Here is a 16,549-nt window from a genome sequence, read left to right as displayed (position 1 = left end):
TCGCTTCTTTCCTAGTTAATTTAATTCATATGTAGCATTATATCATATTTTGTAATTTTGCAACTAAAAATATCCAAATTTCATTTGAAGATTCTATCTTATTATAAAAAACCCCCTCTTGCCAACTCATAATAAACTGGCAAGAGGGAATCCACAATTAATCTCTACTAAACAAATCTCTCGTATATACTTTATCCTTTACCTCTTTCAAAGCATCTGTTAAGCGATTAGCTACGATCACATCAGATGCTTGCTTGAACTCAGCAAAATCTTTGATAACGCGTAAACCTTCAAATTCTTCTTCTTGAAGCACTGGTTCATACACAACAATTTCTACACCTTTATCACTTAAACGCTTCATAATACCTTGAATAGCAGATTGTCTGAAGTTATCAGAATTTGTTTTCATTGTTAAACGATAAATGCCGACAACCTTTGGATTTTTAGCTAGGATACTATCTGCAACATGATCCTTGCGTGTACTATTCGCATCCACAATCGCTTTAATAATATCGTTCGGTACACCCTGATAGTTAGCAAGTAATTGCTTCGTATCTTTTGGTAAGCAATAACCACCATAACCGAAGGAAGGATTATTGTAGTGACTGCCAATACGTGGATCAAGTCCGACACCTTCAATAATCTGTTTCGCATCCAAACCTTTGATCTCTGCATACGTATCCAATTCATTGAAAAAGGCTACACGCATTGCTAGGTACGTATTAGCGAATAATTTAATTGCTTCTGCCTCTGTTGAATCAACGAAAAGTGTATCAATATCTTCCTTGATAGCACCTTGAGCTAATAAATCAGCAAACACTTCTGCGCGCTCAGATTGTTCTCCTACTACGATTCGTGAAGGATATAAGTTATCATACAATGCTTGCCCTTCACGCAAAAATTCCGGTGAGAAAATAATATTGTTTGTATTATATTTCTCACGCACTTCTAATGTATACCCAACTGGAATCGTCGATTTAATCACCATTACTGCGTCTGGATTAACACTTAGCACTGTTTCAATAACATTTTCTACTGTACTTGTATCAAAATAATTATCTTTCGGATCATAATTTGTTGGTGTAGAAATAATGACATATGTTGCATTTTCATATGCTTTTTGTACATCTGTTGTTGCTTCTAAGTTTAAGTCTTTCGTTTCTAAATAATCTTGAATTTCCTTATCTACAATTGGGGACTTCTTGTTGTTAATCATCTCTACTTTTTCTTCGACAACATCTAATGCCACTACTTCATTATGCTGTGCTAATAAGATAGCATTAGATAAACCGACATAACCTGTTCCTGCTACTGCAATTTTCATTTTCGTTTACTCACCTCTATATAGTTCTTGTATTTTATTATAACTTTCGATTGTGCCAATATCATAGCATAAACCCTCAAATGCGTATGCATAAACAGGCTTTCTTTCGATAAGCCATGGAATAAAATTACCAGGTGCATCTGGATTATTCCCTTCTTTTACATACTGCTTAATCAATGATACTGTCTCCGCCTGATAAATATAAAAAGGAGGTACAGCTATATTTGATTTTGGCTTACTTGGCTTTTCTTCAAATGATACGATAATTCCTGCCTCATTTACTTCAGCAATGCCAGTTTGTTTCATTTCTTCCTCATCATGTATCATATGGGTTGTGACACAATCTGCCTTTACTTCTTGATAGAAATGAACAAAATCTGTTAATTCAAAATCAAAAAGGTTATCACCAGCTAGGACTAAAAGGTCTTCGTTAATCCCATGCTCTTCCAATACATACTGCATATCCGCAATGGCACCTAATCGATTGGTATTTGTTGTCGTATGATCATTTACGACGATTATTTGTTTATTGCCTTGATAGCTTTGAACCCAGCCTTGAAAACTTGGTGTAAATTTCTCATTGGTAACAATATAAACTTCGTCAATTGAATCAACCTTTTCGACCTTGTCGATAATATGATTCAAAATTGGCTTCCCTGCTACTTCCAATAAAGGTTTCGCTTTATTTTTCGTTAAGGGATATAATCTTGTCGCATAGCCTGCAGCTAGGATGATACATTTCATCTTTATCCCTCCAGGATTAGAACTTCTTTGATTGAACTTACTAAATTATAGCAAATAATATATCCTTTTTCTCGGATAAATAACCAATGAACTTTCAAAATCACTTAACATTTGCTCTCTATTATCATGAGGAAAGACATGTACATTCTTACCTCTTACTATCAAATAAACGCTCCTGCTCTATTCAAATGTTCTAATAAATGATAAAGGTAGCCCCTCCAAAAAAGAAACCTTGAAAGTCTATTTAGCCAATTGCTACCCCCTTTATAGTTTATGCTTGTTAGTTCGTTGAAAAACCGGAATAAAAGGGTTTTTTTGTTTTTAAAGAGGTGGGTTGGATATTTTTGATAGATGCTATGTTTTTTTTATAAAATTATTGCTAGTTCAAAGCAAACATTTGCCTTGAGCAATATGTGTTAAATGGGTGACGTTTTTAAGGTCAGGTTGTAGCGTTCGAGGCGAGAAGGATGGGGGCGGATATAAGCGATACTGGGTTGGTATCGTGCATATTACTATTAACAGCTGAGCAAAATGCGAATTCGGATACCTTTTTTTAAATCCTCCAATAACATAGAGAGCCAATTGGACTTCTTTATTGAAAACTTCTTAGAGGAATAAAGCGATAAGATCATGGTAAAACATAAGGTTTTTTCCTATATATTAGTGGGGAGCAGCATATTTTTGCTGCTTACCTCTTTTAAGACAATGACTCTTGGGGCGACATACACTCCCTTCAAGGATGTAGACCTCCAATAATTCCAATGATACAACTCTCATGTTGCAGGTAAAAAGCAGGAAGCCCTGAGGATTCCTGCTTTCCTTTTTGTTGAAAGGATCACTCTTGCTGATTTATATGGCTCTTGGCGAGTTTCCTTAATCGCTTGCTTGAGATATCTGTACTTATCTCAGGAACGTTGCTGCTTATAAAATTTTAATGATTGATATGATAAACACTTTTCAATTTGATCATATTTTCATTCAATGATTCATTTACTCTTTCCTTTGAAATCTTGATATGTTTGGGCTCATTTGCCGATAAATCAAAATAATTATCGGATAACGGGAGCTCACCTGCCGTTGTTTCAATTTCCACATATTTTGTGTAGGCTTCAGCGTTTATAATTAACTCAAAATGATCAGCTTTATCTTCTACTTTAACGCTTAGTTTAGGATCTAGAAATACAAAATGCTTTGGCTTACAAAATATAACGGAAGTTTGACTATAGTATGATCCATCTATATACAGAGTAGCTTCTAAGTAAGTATGATACTTGGTCATTTCATTAATAGTTTCAGAAAAATTCAGATTGGCACATGCTTTAGCTGTTAAAGGATCTACTTTAAAGTTCATAGCACCTTCTTCTATTACTTCTGACTTGTTGTTCCGTAATTTCCATTCGACATGACCGGATTTACTCTTTAACGTATCATTGGTTATATAGATAGAAGCTTCTTTTTCACTTTCTTCAATTGATAAAAGGATTGGGTCATAAAATTTCTTCGCGTAATAATGCAATGCCTTCCATCGACCAAAATAATCTATACTTGACCATGATGCAACTGGCCAACAATCATTCAATTGCCAGTAAAGTGCCCCCATACATCTTCCTAAGTTACGTCGCCAGTGTTCTACACCGTATTTAATCGCTTCTGCTTGTAACAATTGAGAAGTATAAAGTAATGTATCAAAATTTTTCGGATACAAAAAATTTTCGGATAGGTAATATAGTATTTTCCCATTAGCATCATCATTTTTTTGATGTTTTTCCATTATTCGTGAGAATATATTACGATCTTCAGGAACAGTGAATGTTTCTACCGTTTTTAAAGATGGAAAGGATTGAAATCCAAATTCAGAACAAAATCGAAAATGGTAGTTGCGATAGTCTGTAAATGGTTTTTGTCCATGCCACACATCCCAATAATGAACATCGCCTACATTCGGATCTTTAGGATTGTCGAAACTTCCGCCAGATGATGGAGAGGATGGCCAGTAGAATGTTTGCGGGTCGTGAATGGCAACTTGATCACGCAAGTCTCTTTCAAATAATTCGATATAACTTTCACGCCAATCTTCTCGTTTCGGCCACCCCCAATACTCCATCGCTTCTTCTACTTCATTATTACCACACCATATACCTAAACAAGCATGATGGCGTAACCGTTTAATTTGGGTACTTGCTTCTTGTATAACATTCTTTTTAAAGTCATCATTCATCGGATAGACACTGCAGGCAAACATAAAATCCTGCCAAACAATAATGCCATGTTGATCACATAATTCATAAAAATAATCTTCAGGGTAATGTCCCCCGCCCCAAACACGAATCATGTTAAAATTAGCTGCCACAGAATCTTCTATTAGACGTTCCGTTCTTTGCTTAGACAACCTAGGAAGTAAGTTATCTTCCGGAATGTAATTCGCACCTTTCATAAATAAGGGATACCCGTTAATAACAAATTCAAATGATTTTCCCCATTGATCTTTTTCATGCCTTACGTAAATGGTTCTAAGCCCGATTTGCTTTGTCTGTTTATCTATTACTTTACCATCCTTTTTGAGAATAACTTCTATAGAATAAAGTGATTGTTCCCCATAACCGGCAGGCCACCATAAAGTAGGGTTATCTACTATTAATGAAAAAGATTTCCTTTTATCTGTTTGCATACAGATTATTTCCCTCTTTTTTCCTTTAGGAGAGGTAAGTAAGACCGCCGTTTCTATTCCATCTGGTTCCTTCTCTAAATCGACTTCAACCGAAACATTTACCTGATCCTGTGTATCTGAATGATCTTGCTTCACATGAACTCTACTTATACGATTTTCGTTCCAAGCAAGTAATTCAACATCTCGCCATATTCCTAAATCAGGTATTTTCGGACCCCAATCCCATCCGAACATACTATGAGATTTTCTTAGATGTTGAAAACCTTCCACAGCATGGTGAACACCTATCAGTGGATCATCTGCTTGTTTTTCCTTTATGTAGTTTAAAGGAGAATAAAGAGTGACTTGTAATTCATTCTCGCCTAACTCGAGATAAGGCTTAATATCCCATTCATATACTCTGTGCATATTTTCCGTCTTTGCAACAAATTGATCATTAATTGAAACTTCAGCCACCGTATCAATACCATGAAAACATATACTAATATTTTCATGTTCTATCAGAGATTGGTCTACATTGAATTTTTTCCAAAATTTATAGTCATTCTTAGCTATTTCCAATGCTTGATCTTCATTATCACGATAATAAGGATCTGATATTTCATTGTTTTCCAGCAAAATATTCATGACTGACTCTGGTAGTGTAACACTATACTTAGTCGAGTTATTAACACCTCTTACAAACCATTCGTTATTAAAATTTATTTTTTTCATGCAGCACCTCACATTTTTTCGTTAAGTAAATATTAGAACCGGGCTTGTAATCTATCAAATACGTTACTGGATATTGCAATCTGAACAAATGCAATTGGGATTATCCCAAAAATGATAAGTAAAGCTGGAGCAATATAAAGCAATAATCCATAGATAGCAATGATCATACATTGCATAATAATTGCTGAAAAAGAAGTTAATCCTATTCTCATATTAGCAACAAAATAATTAGCAATCGATAATGAATAATGAACTAACATAGGGAATACATATAACCACTGTATGACAACAATCACGAATATAAAAATCAATACCGAATACATGATCAAACGAACTGTATCATTTAAAAAAGGGATAATGTAAAGATTTAAAGCAAGGGTTAACGTAGTTATCATTAGCATCCACCCTAAAAGATTGGACGCCTTAAAGTTTTCTCGATAGTACTTCTTAAATAATGATGCAGTCCCTTTCACTCTGCCATGGAGCATCCAATTACGTATCACCGCATAAGTAGCAGCGGTTGAGGGAAAAATCCCGAATATGACTCCACCTTTAAGCGTGTATAGCATCCAGTACATATGCAAAATCAACATTTCCAAAATCCAATCTGCAAACACATACGTTCTATTCATTATTCCACCTTCTATTTGTTGATTTATTTAACTGCACCTTCTGTTAAGCCGGATATAAATTGCCTGCTAAATAGTAAAAAGACTATCAATATCGGTAATGTAGCCAAAAAAGTTCCTGTCAAAATTAAAGAATAATCTGTATTATAGACATCATTTAAAGTTCTTAAAGCAATTTGTAACGGGTGAACACTACTGTCTTTTAAGACCACTAATGGCCAAAGAAAATCGTTCCATGTCATCATAAAAGTAAAAATACCCAACGTAGCTAATCCTGGCCGAACTGCTGGTATGACAATATTTAAAAATATTCTAAAATTACTGCATCCATCTATTCTGGCGGCTTCAATCAATTCGTAGGGGACGGTGGAGGAAATATATTGCCTCATCCAGAAAACGCCAAAAGCATTTACTGCAGCAGGTACGATAACAGCTTTTAAGTCATCCACCCAACCTAAGTTAGACATAATCATGAAATTCGGAATCAAACTTAATTGTGGCGGAATCATCATGGTCGCAATCACAAAGATAAAAAAACCATCTCTTCCTTTAAAATTCAATTTTGAAAAAGCAAAACCTGCTAAAGAACAGAAAAATAAAACAGAAGCGGTCACCACAGCAGAAATCAGTATAGAATTAAATAATGCCCTAAAAAAATCTATTCGTTCAAAAACTGCTACAGCATTAGAAAAGAAATTAGTTCCTGGTAAAATAGCCGGTGGAAATTTATTAATTGCTGACGTTGTATTAGATCCAACTACAAACATCCAATAAAAAGGAAACACAGAAAGCATTGCACTTACAAACATAAAAAGATATAGTGCGATTTTCGATAATTTACTTTCGCCAACCTCATTCATTTTTAAACCTCCTTGTGTGAAAGCCTTCGTTAAGATGAACTAATTTTTCTTGTTAAATATAGATTGAATAATGAAAAAACAATAATTATTAAGAATAACATCCACGCAATGGCTGATGCATATCCGAATGAAAACCGGTTAAATGCTTCTTGATATAAATATAATGTCATTGTTAAACCTTGAGATCGCGAACCTTCTCCAAACAATAAAGGCTCAGCAAATAACTGCATTCCACCTATCGTTGATTGAACCACAGTAAAAATGATGATAGGACGTAACAAAGGAACCGTAATATACACGAGCTGTTGCATTTTGCTGGCACCATCAATTCTTGCAGCTTCATATAAATCTTTCGGAATACTTTGCAGACCGGCTAAATATATAATGGCGTTATATCCCACCCACCTCCACATCACCATGACAGCAATAGCTACGTGTGTCCCGAAATAGGAACCACTCCAACTAATCGGGTCTATACCAAGTGTAGACAGTACGAAATTAGCAAGCCCGTACTGGGTACCAAATATTGCCGAGAAAACCAAAGCAACAGCTACTACTGATGTCACATTTGGCATAAAAATCGCTAATCTGAAAAAGGACTTATACTTCAAAAATGCCTGATTAAGAAAAAAAGCAATTAAAAGCGCTGCCATTAACTGAGGAATTGTTGAGAGCGCCCATATGCTAAACGTATTACCTACCGATTTCCAGAAAAGTGGATCATTAAGAATGATAGAAGCATAGTTACTCCAGCCCACAAATTCTGTTTCACCTAATATATCCCATCTTTGAAAAGATAAATAAAATGTAAAGATTAATGGGAAGACGCCAAAAACACCAAATAACAGGAAAAAGGGAGAGATGAATAAATATCCAGATTTTAACTCACTTGCTTTTTGACTGTACCTACTATTCCCTTTTGATAATTTGTTATTTTTTCGAACTGCCTCCAATTTTATACCTCCTTCATTAAAAATTAATAAGGATAAAGAGGCTTTATAGTATAGCCTCTTCCTCCCTCTACTTGTATTTTAATTATCGGTCTAATTGACGGTTTACTTCCTCTATCACACTTTCCCACGCTTGTTCAGGTGTCGTGTCACCGTCTTCAATAGAAGTTAACCCATCTTGAAATAATTCGTTGACAGGATCATGCATAGTCCCTTTATATCCTGCAACAATTTCTTCTGCTGCTTCTGCATAAATCGCACCCAAATTATTATTATTTACGAAGTCATCTTCTAATTCTTGAATTGCTGGATCATCATATACTTCCGGTGTAGAGGGAAAAGGTCCACTGTTTTTGAAAATACGTAATTGCTGTTCTGGCGCCATTACCCAAGAGGCAAAGTCATAGGCTGCTTGAGGCTGATCACTTTGTTTAGGTATGGTTAAAAATGACCCACCAAAGTTACCCGATCCTTCTGGCATAAACGTAATATTCCAATTACCCGCTGTATCTGGTGCTGCATTTTTGATATTTTGCAACATCCATGGTGGTAATAAAACCGTAGCGATTTGGTCATCAGCTAAAGCCGTTCCCCATTCAGCTGAATCTCTTTCCAGATTCATCGATATATCTCCGGCATTTGCAGCAATTTCCCACGCTCTTAAATTTTGACTGCTTTCATCGCCAATAAATTCTTCATCTGGGGTAAAATACTGTTCTGCGGATTGTTCTAAAATAGCTAAATATAAATCTGATGTTCTATTGATCATAAATTTGCCAGTTTCTTCTTTTACTTGTCGTCCTGCTTCAACATACTTTTCCCAATCATCTATTTCTTCGGCTACCTCTTCTGGATCGGTTGGTAAACCTGCCTCTTCAAAAATATCTTCTCGATAAGCCATAACCATAGGTCCTACATCTGTCGGAACACCGATAAGAAAATCTTGATCTGCATTCGTTGCCTGTTCCCATTTCGACTCAAGGTAAACACCCTCTAGTTCTTCTCCGCCTAAATCAAGTAAATTATGAAATTGATTTTGATTTTCCTTCATTCTATCCAGATAGCCTTGGTCTACCGCTGAGATATCAGGAGCACCGGAACCAGATGCAAGTGCAGTAATTAAATTCTGGTGTACGTCCCCATAATCTGCTTCTTGGATGTTAATCTTCACACCTGTATCTTCTTCATATTCCTGAGCTAATTCATCTAAACCGAATCCCGGCCACGCCCATAGTGTCAATTCATTGTTTCCGCTTTCATTTCGATCGCTTGAACTTTCCTCATTACACGCTGCCAAAAACAAGGACACTACTACACCAAAAAACAATAACAATAAATACTTCTTCATAGAAAAACCTCCTGTTATTTTTGTTATTTAGTTTGTTATTTGATTTGTATAGTAGCACACCTTTTATTATATGTAAACGCTTTATTATATTTCTTTTTATTTCTTCGGAGGGGCAACAGATCCTCTAATAATCATTTCGCAAGCTATTTGTATCTTTTCATTCGGGTATTGATCGTGTTCCAAACGCCATAACAACATGCTAACCGCACGTCTTCCAATCGTCTCTTTTAATACGTGCACTGTAGTTAGGTCAGGCTTAAGCTTCAAATTGTAATTAATGTTGTCAAAACCAGTGACAGATATATCTTCAGGAATATTGTACTGTTGTTCTATCAACACTTCTATGACGCCATTGGCAATTTGATCATTTGCACAAACTAAAGCAGTATGTGCAGTGTTTTCTTCTTTCCATTTTTGCAACTGAGCAGAGAATTGTTGTTTGACCGGCGTTGATGTCGCATAATCCATATCAAATAACGAACTTTCGCTAACTTTCAATTGATTGTGTTCCATTGCGTTTCTAAATCCTTGCCACCTATCTTTAAAGCTTGGAGAGAAATTAATATCCCCTACAAAACAAATCTTTTCATGACCTAAACCTATAAGATGCTCTGTTAATTGGCGGGAACCCTCCAGATTATCCATAAAAATCTTGTCAGCTTTTATAATCGGATCCTCATGATCAACCATGACAATCGGCACACTATTCTGACTTAACTTCAACAACATCTGAGTAGAAACAAACCCTGCTGTGATAATCCCTAACAGTGACTCTGCCTTAACATGTTCTATTAAATTATCTTGATGTGAAATAACAATGAAACCTATTTTTAGTTCGTCGAGATAATCCACAATCCCGTTAAATACGTTACTCCAATAAAATGATTCGAAATTTTGCTGTCGAATATTTGGCATAACCACCAATACAAAACCTTCTTTTTCTCGTCCTTTAACATCTATCTGCTGTTCATTATTTTTAAAATATCCTAGCTGTTTAGCCACAAATAAAATTCTTTCACGTGTGCTTTCTTTAACACCCGGCTGGTCATTTAACGTTTTAGAAACGACATACTTGGAATATCCAGCAGCGTCCGCTATCATTTGTAATGTTATTTTGTTCGACATATCTATTGCCCCTTTGTTATTTTTGTTATTTTAATAGTTATTATATTTTGATTATGCCTCCTTTATATATTGCCCTTTTTCAATACCTTTTGCAATTATGATTGAGACATTTCTATGAGATTTATTTTAACTTATATTAAAGAGATTTGACTATTAATGTCGTAATTACCTATAAAGGAGGGGTTATGAATGTTATTAAAAAGGCGACAAAAACCAAAACTTATTTCTTCTTAAAGAGGGAATGATACGATATCGAAGAAAAAAGGCGAAATAGAACAGGAACTTCGCAATTTGATACAAGACTTGAAGCTGAAGCAAAACTTGATTTTTATCTTCATAAATTGGATATTATTTCCAGATAAGTAGTGATACTTCAAGACATTCGTTTACCCGCAAGTGATGAGAATACTTTTTTTCAAAATAGATACTCTTACTCTTCTCCTTACTCCTCACTTCGGCTTGATCATTGCCCCAACAGATTTTCCTTTCTTTTTTTCTTCTTTATCTTGTATGCTTTCCATGGCGTTACTTTCCATCGTTTGTAGTGTTTGAAACTTTTCCGTAATACTTTTTATTCGTTTTTCTTTAAAGCGCAGAATATAGTTCCATTGATCATCCTCACAACGATTAAATACCGACTCACAAGCATATAAACTGTCTCCAGTGATGCGGAGTTTATATTATGAATGGCTTCTTCTTTATTGAATGGATGCGTCATGGTACGCATCGCCTTAATATCACAAGCATTTTTCAGGATCAGTAAAACGTCAGGGGACTAGGTGATATAGCTTTCATATCGGACATCTTTGACTTGTTTCAGCTTTTGGGTGAACGCAAAGAAATAATTTCACTCCTTTTCTTGCCTACGATTCTCTTTTTTTAACATTGCCGCTCTTTCAAATACTCCTCCAACATCCGGTCGACCTCTTCTGCTTTTCTTTTCCTGTCTGCTTCTGATTCCTGTTTTACCTCTTGCTTATTCTCTGTTTGTTGTTTCTGATACCACTCTGGAACAATATCGGCTTTATTATTTTTTTGCTTTTTCTTTGAGTAGCTAGATTTCTTGTTTGCTTTTACTTGTTTTTCATACTGTGTCGCGTCATCTAATGTTTGCACACCTGCTTCTTTCCAATTGGATAACACTCCTTCTAAGAATCTTACGCCTTTCGCTTCTGCTTTGGCTGATACTTTCATCGCGGCATATAATAAATCATAGCCAACCTCACTATACCATTGTGTCAGCAATTCATAATTAAAAGGAGATTCTGTCACAGCTCTTTGTAAATTAGCACGATAAAATTGAATAAGCTCTCCAAAACGATGGTCCCTACTATAACTACTAACTATCTTTATATCTTTAAGAACTAATTTCTTTACTACTTTCTTTAAAGAAGCTGCACGCTTGATGGTGACTGACTTACCGCCTTGTTGTGGTACGTATTTTACTAACTTAAGCGTTCGTGTTTTACTTACCGATTGCTTGGAAGAAGTCAGTATTTTACGTACTTTAAGATTTATAACAGTTCGTGCTTGTCCCTGTTGATTTGATTCTTCTTTTGTATTTGTAGCTTTTTTCCGCTTTATATTTTCATAAATTAACTGATTAAATGCTTCATTATCCCATTTTTTATTAGGGGTAACTTGCCAGTTTTGATAATGCTTATTAATACTAAATACCATCGATTCTTCCTCCCATTCTAATACAGCACATTCTCGTAGGAAGACGAGCTCTTTTTTGACATCTTGCTTATACATGCCTACTTGTTCAAAGGAAGTGAACTTAGCGATTTTACATGCTTTCTGTCCGGTACCATAAGACAAGCGCCAAATAAATAAAATAAGATTGATTTGTCTTTTCGTAAAATTGCGTCGTAATATTTCATTCCATAATTCATTTGCAATTCTTGTGTATCCATTCTCCAATTGAGGATTTGCCATTTGTATCACCTCTTCTTAATAGTTAAAAAAACAGCCATGAACATGTAGTGATTGATCATGGCTGCGTAGAAATCACTTTACCTGTATCCTTTCTCTCTCAATTGCTTCTGTATCTTCTTCCGTGCGTTCTTTCCCCAGTTTTTCACCGCATTTTCTGTTACACCGTAAACTTCAGCAATGGCTTTAACTGATTGGTCTTGCAAAATATAAGCAACAAACCATGTCCATTGTTTTTCTGTTACTACCTCTTTAATATCCAAGAGCATTTGTTCATCTATCGCATACTCATCTTCTGTTAGTAAATCACTTCTTTCGGCATGCTCAAGCCATTTGTTTAGCTTTTCTTGATCGTGATTGTCTTTCTTTATCTTGTTAAGAAATTTCCTTGTAATACAAGAGTAAATATACGTAGATAATCTTGATTTCGTCGGATCGTGCTTTTGATAAGCTTCCCAGATAGCAATTAACCCTTCCTGATAAAACTCCCCCTGATTATCTCTAATCCGGTACTTATGAATAAGATGATGAATCATCTGCTCATATGTTACTAATACTTCTTCGACCTCCTCCACACTCATCAAACTCCGGTGATAAGCGCTTATCTAGTATTCCGCGGTAATATCATGATAACGAGAAGCGAAAAAGGTGTCATATTACCGTATGTCGTTCTATTGTGTGAAAAACGGCTTTCTATTAAGGGAAAATCAATTTTTGTTTAGGAATTATGTAGGAATCATTACACTGTGAAGAAGTTTAGTATAGATACTATTTCTTTCTATTATTCTCTTGAGAACATACTCCCACCTTTATAAATGTAAAATAATCCCTAAAACCACAATATATTATGTTAAAACTTCTATTTCATTCTAGGAGAATGAAATAGAGGCTAAAATTTTATGAATGAAAAGGAAAAAAGTGATTTTCTATATACGTTCGGACAACTCGTTAAAAATCAGCGAATTTTAAAAGGATTAACACAAGATGAAGTTGCAGAAATCTTAGAAGTGAGTACAAATGCTATTTATCTATTGGAAAAAGGTGAATTGGATACTAAATCAACGCGATTCGTTCCACTCATACACATATTAGATATACCGTATTCATCTGTTCAAGAACCATTTCTTTTATTTGCAGCGGAGCCTTTTGAAGAACGCCTAATAGAAGTAATGAAGCGGAAGGAAAATAAAAGAAGATGATGCAAAACTATCGAATAACAGAGAATACACTAGCGATTCTACCGACAGATAATGCACCAAATCGAACAAAAATTATCGAGATGGAGCAGGACGTTTACCATACGTCCTCTCCTTCTCAAATCATCAGAGAAAACTGTCTACATTATGGCGCTTCCTATGAAGGACGCAAACAATCTATTAACTATCATTTACACTATCATCAAAAAGTCCCCATTGCTATTTTCCCTAAAAGAGACCTATATGCGTTCCCAACCGAATCACCTCGAAATAAGAATTGTATTTGGTTGTTATTTCATGGAGTTAACGATATTCAAGTAGAAGGAAATGATGCTTCAGGTATGGCAACTGTGCAGTTTATTAATGGGAGGAGATTAGTTTTGAATGTATCTGTTTATACGATGCGTGCGCAGTATGAGCGGGCTGGGGTTTGTAGGGGGGTGTTTGAGCAGTTGTAAAGATATAGATAAGTCTAATAAAAATTTTGCTCACTATATCACATTTTTGTCCCAAGCAAAAACAAAGCATATGCACCACTTTTCATAAATAGTACATACGCAATGCTTTTCTATTAGAATCAATCAGATAACTAAACGTTACTTAATAGATATTCAACTAATTAATCTCTACTAAACAAATCTCTCGTATAAACTTTACTACTTACATCTTTTAAATCTTCCGTCAATCGATTAGCGACAATCACGTCAGAAACTTGCTTGAATGCAGCAAAATCGTTCACTACACGTAAACCATCAAACGTTTCTTCTTGAAGAACTGGTTCATAGATTACTACTTCTACCCCTTTATCTGTAATATGCTTCATAACATCTTGGATAGCAGATTGTCGGAAGTTATCAGAGTTAGTCTTCATTGTTAGACGGTAGATACCAACAACTTTTGGATTTCTCGCAAGAATACTATCAGCCACATGTTCTTTACGTGTATCATTCGCATCTACAATTGCTTTAATGATATTGTTTGGAACATCTTGATAATTAGCAAGTAATTGCTTCGTATCTTTTGGTAAGCAGTATCCACCATAACCAAATGACGGGTTATTGTAGTGACTACCGATACGTGGATCAAGCCCAATACCTTCGACAATTTGCTTCGTATTTAAACCTTTTATCTCCGCATATGTATCTAATTCATTAAAGAAGGATACCCGCATTGCTAAATAGGTATTGGCAAATAATTTAATCGCTTCTGCTTCCGTTGAATCGGTAAATAACGTTTCAATATCTTCCTTGATCGCACCTTGTGCTAATAGGTTTGCAAATACTTCTGCACGTTCAGATTGTTCTCCTACCACGATTCGTGAAGGATATAAGTTATCATACAATGCTTGCCCTTCACGTAAAAATTCAGGAGAGAAGATAATGTTATTCGTATTATATTTCTCACGTACTTCTAACGTATAGCCGACTGGAATCGTTGATTTAATTACCATTACGGCATCCGGATTAATTTGCAATACTGTTTCGATAACATTCTCTACTGTGCTTGTATCAAAGTAATTACGATCTGGATCATAGTTTGTTGGTGTAGAAATAATTACATAATCTGCATTCTCATATGCTTTCTGCACATCTGTCGTTGCTAATAAGTTTAAGTCTTTCGTTTCTAAGTACTCTTGAATCTCATTATCAACAATTGGTGACTTCTTATTATTAATCATGTCTACTTTTTCTTCGACAACATCTAATGCGACTACTTCATTGTGTTGTGCTAATAGGATTGCATTAGATAAACCAACATATCCTGTTCCGGCTACTGTTATTTTCATTTTCTTTTATTCTCCTTTACATAATTCTTGAACCATACAAAACGTTTTGTATGGTCCTCCTATTTATCATTTAATACTAGTACCTACTCTTATACTAGAAATAGATACTCTTTCCACCGTTAAGATCTATGAAATTTATCTTGTCATTTCTTCCTTCTTTTCAGCTAAGTTATAGTATTGCACATACCAATTAGCAAACTGTTGTAAACCTTCTTCGATCGGTGTTTCTGGCTTGAATCCTACTGCTTGATGTAGACGTTCTGTTGATGCATACGTTCTTGGTACATCACCTGGTTTAATTGGTTCAAATACTTTATCAAACTCCACTTCTTTACCAAGTGCATTGCTAAGAGCTTTCTCTAATGACGTGATAAAGTGCATTAATTTTTCTGGGTTGTTATTTCCAATATTAAACACTTCATGTTGCACATCACCAGATGGCGTTCTTGGGATTAATTTCGTAATTCCCTCGACAATATCGTCAATGTATGTAAAATCACGATATAGATCATTCTCGAAATCACCATTATTAAATATTTTGATAGGTTCATCATTAAAATATTTATCTGTAAAACCAAAGTAAGCCATATCTGGTCGCCCCATTGGTCCATACACTGTGAAGAATCGTAATCCAGTCGCTGGAATGTTATACAAATGGCTATATGTATGTGCCATTAATTCATTTGATTTCTTCGTAGATGCATATAATGATACGGGATGATCAACAAAGTCAGTCTCTTCAAATGGTACCTTTTTATTAGCACCATATACAGAACTTGAAGAAGCATAAATTAAATGATCAACAGGATAATGACGACAAGCTTCTAAAATGTTGTAAAATCCTATTACATTACTTTGCATGTAAACATCAGGATTTTCAATTGAATATCGTACACCTGCTTGTGCAGCAAGATTAACGACAACATTTGGACGATATTCTTTAAACAATTCGTCAATTACTGCTTTATCTGAAATATCTGCCTTCACGAATGTGAAGTTCTCATAAGGATCTAATCCTTCTAAACGTGTATGTTTTAACTTCACATCATAATAATCATTTACGTTGTCAATTCCGATTACTGTGCAGCCTTGATCTAGTAGTCTTTTAGACAGGTAATATCCAATGAAGCCAGCTGCGCCAGTTACGAAAAACATTTTATTTGTATTTATATCACGGTTATTCAAGATTTTTAACTCCTTTATTACAAACTTATTGGTTAAAAATTAATATCTAATAACATATCTAGGTAAATCAATCATCAGTGTATAT

The 16,549-nt window shown here is 35.1% G+C and carries 14 protein-coding genes; 2 read left to right on the top strand and 12 right to left on the bottom strand.

Annotated elements, in window-relative coordinates; all coding sequences use genetic code 11:
• Positions 1-157: 157 nt before the first annotated feature.
• The 10 genes from SH601_RS14215 to SH601_RS14170 form a co-directional block, all read right to left on the bottom strand.
• Positions 158-1,324 carry a nucleotide sugar dehydrogenase gene (locus tag SH601_RS14215; RefSeq protein ID WP_319959006.1) on the bottom strand — a complete coding sequence of 389 codons (1,167 nt, stop codon included), beginning with the start codon at positions 1,322-1,324 and terminating at the stop codon, positions 158-160.
• Positions 1,325-1,330: 6 nt separating this feature from the next.
• Positions 1,331-2,068 carry a nucleotidyltransferase family protein gene (locus tag SH601_RS14210; protein WP_319959005.1) on the bottom strand — a complete coding sequence of 246 codons (738 nt, stop codon included), beginning with the start codon at positions 2,066-2,068 and terminating at the stop codon, positions 1,331-1,333.
• Between the two features lie 931 nt (positions 2,069-2,999).
• Positions 3,000-5,450, bottom strand: coding sequence for a beta-mannosidase (locus SH601_RS14205; protein ID WP_319959004.1), 2,451 nt, complete (start codon positions 5,448-5,450; stop codon positions 3,000-3,002).
• 32 nt (positions 5,451-5,482) lie between these two features.
• Entirely contained in the window at positions 5,483-6,082 is a 600-nt protein-coding gene (locus SH601_RS14200) for a YesL family protein (protein WP_319959003.1), read from the bottom strand.
• 23 nt (positions 6,083-6,105) lie between these two features.
• Positions 6,106-6,939 carry a carbohydrate ABC transporter permease gene (locus tag SH601_RS14195; protein ID WP_319959002.1) on the bottom strand — a complete coding sequence of 278 codons (834 nt, stop codon included), beginning with the start codon at positions 6,937-6,939 and terminating at the stop codon, positions 6,106-6,108.
• 29 nt (positions 6,940-6,968) lie between these two features.
• Positions 6,969-7,892 (bottom strand): carbohydrate ABC transporter permease, encoded by a 924-nt coding sequence (locus SH601_RS14190; protein ID WP_319959001.1) that lies wholly within the window; start codon positions 7,890-7,892, stop codon positions 6,969-6,971.
• An 82-nt stretch (positions 7,893-7,974) separates the two neighbouring features.
• Positions 7,975-9,237: an ABC transporter substrate-binding protein gene (locus SH601_RS14185; protein WP_319959000.1), complete on the bottom strand. Its 1,263-nt coding sequence runs from the start codon at positions 9,235-9,237 to the stop codon at positions 7,975-7,977.
• A gap of 96 nt (positions 9,238-9,333) precedes the next feature.
• On the bottom strand, positions 9,334-10,362 hold the full coding sequence (locus SH601_RS14180; RefSeq protein ID WP_319958999.1) for a LacI family DNA-binding transcriptional regulator: 1,029 nt from the start codon (positions 10,360-10,362) through the stop codon (positions 9,334-9,336).
• An 879-nt stretch (positions 10,363-11,241) separates the two neighbouring features.
• Positions 11,242-12,300: a replication protein gene (locus tag SH601_RS14175; protein ID WP_319958998.1), complete on the bottom strand. Its 1,059-nt coding sequence runs from the start codon at positions 12,298-12,300 to the stop codon at positions 11,242-11,244.
• A 77-nt stretch (positions 12,301-12,377) separates the two neighbouring features.
• Positions 12,378-12,872 carry a sigma-70 family RNA polymerase sigma factor gene (locus SH601_RS14170; protein WP_319958997.1) on the bottom strand — a complete coding sequence of 165 codons (495 nt, stop codon included), beginning with the start codon at positions 12,870-12,872 and terminating at the stop codon, positions 12,378-12,380.
• 324 nt (positions 12,873-13,196) lie between these two features.
• On the opposite strand from SH601_RS14170, the gene SH601_RS14165 reads away from it, so the two are divergent.
• Positions 13,197-13,496, top strand: a complete 300-nt coding sequence (locus SH601_RS14165) for a helix-turn-helix domain-containing protein (protein WP_319958996.1) — start codon at positions 13,197-13,199, stop codon at positions 13,494-13,496.
• Complete coding sequence (locus tag SH601_RS14160; RefSeq protein ID WP_319958995.1) at positions 13,493-13,951, top strand: competence protein ComK; 459 nt, start codon at positions 13,493-13,495, stop codon at positions 13,949-13,951. The genes SH601_RS14165 and SH601_RS14160 overlap by 4 nt, the downstream gene beginning before the upstream one ends.
• 161 nt (positions 13,952-14,112) lie before the next feature.
• Here the strand turns inward: SH601_RS14160 and SH601_RS14155 are convergent, their stop codons facing one another.
• The gene (locus tag SH601_RS14155; protein WP_319958994.1) at positions 14,113-15,279 is read right to left on the bottom strand and encodes a nucleotide sugar dehydrogenase; all 1,167 of its coding nucleotides are present in this window, start codon (positions 15,277-15,279) and stop codon (positions 14,113-14,115) included.
• Positions 15,280-15,414: 135 nt separating this feature from the next.
• On the bottom strand, positions 15,415-16,434 hold the full coding sequence (locus tag SH601_RS14150) for a GDP-mannose 4,6-dehydratase (RefSeq protein ID WP_413775136.1): 1,020 nt from the start codon (positions 16,432-16,434) through the stop codon (positions 15,415-15,417).
• Positions 16,435-16,549: the final 115 nt, after the last annotated feature.

The sequence above is a fragment of the Gracilibacillus pellucidus genome, from assembly GCF_033949965.1.
In the GTDB taxonomy this organism is placed as follows: domain Bacteria; phylum Bacillota; class Bacilli; order Bacillales; family Amphibacillaceae; genus Gracilibacillus; species Gracilibacillus pellucidus.
The sequence above is the reverse complement of the archived record's forward strand: the minus strand, read 5'-3'. Positions and strand labels throughout refer to the sequence as shown.

What these genes read in the sequence shown, in the direction of transcription:
- SH601_RS14160 (WP_319958995.1), top strand. Translation starts at nt 13,493, where the DNA reads ATGATGCAAAACTATCGAATAACAGAGAATACACTAGCGATTCTACCG.
- SH601_RS14210 (WP_319959005.1), bottom strand. Translation starts at nt 2,068, where the DNA reads ATGAAATGTATCATCCTAGCTGCAGGCTATGCGACAAGATTATATCCC.
- SH601_RS14195 (WP_319959002.1), bottom strand. Translation starts at nt 6,939, where the DNA reads ATGAATGAGGTTGGCGAAAGTAAATTATCGAAAATCGCACTATATCTT.
- SH601_RS14165 (WP_319958996.1), top strand. Translation starts at nt 13,197, where the DNA reads ATGAATGAAAAGGAAAAAAGTGATTTTCTATATACGTTCGGACAACTC.
- SH601_RS14155 (WP_319958994.1), bottom strand. Translation starts at nt 15,279, where the DNA reads ATGAAAATAACAGTAGCCGGAACAGGATATGTTGGTTTATCTAATGCA.
- SH601_RS14205 (WP_319959004.1), bottom strand. Translation starts at nt 5,450, where the DNA reads ATGAAAAAAATAAATTTTAATAACGAATGGTTTGTAAGAGGTGTTAAT.
- SH601_RS14215 (WP_319959006.1), bottom strand. Translation starts at nt 1,324, where the DNA reads ATGAAAATTGCAGTAGCAGGAACAGGTTATGTCGGTTTATCTAATGCT.
- SH601_RS14150 (WP_413775136.1), bottom strand. Translation starts at nt 16,434, where the DNA reads ATGTTTTTCGTAACTGGCGCAGCTGGCTTCATTGGATATTACCTGTCT.
- SH601_RS14180 (WP_319958999.1), bottom strand. Translation starts at nt 10,362, where the DNA reads ATGTCGAACAAAATAACATTACAAATGATAGCGGACGCTGCTGGATAT.
- SH601_RS14200 (WP_319959003.1), bottom strand. Translation starts at nt 6,082, where the DNA reads ATGAATAGAACGTATGTGTTTGCAGATTGGATTTTGGAAATGTTGATT.
- SH601_RS14185 (WP_319959000.1), bottom strand. Translation starts at nt 9,237, where the DNA reads ATGAAGAAGTATTTATTGTTATTGTTTTTTGGTGTAGTAGTGTCCTTG.
- SH601_RS14175 (WP_319958998.1), bottom strand. Translation starts at nt 12,300, where the DNA reads ATGGCAAATCCTCAATTGGAGAATGGATACACAAGAATTGCAAATGAA.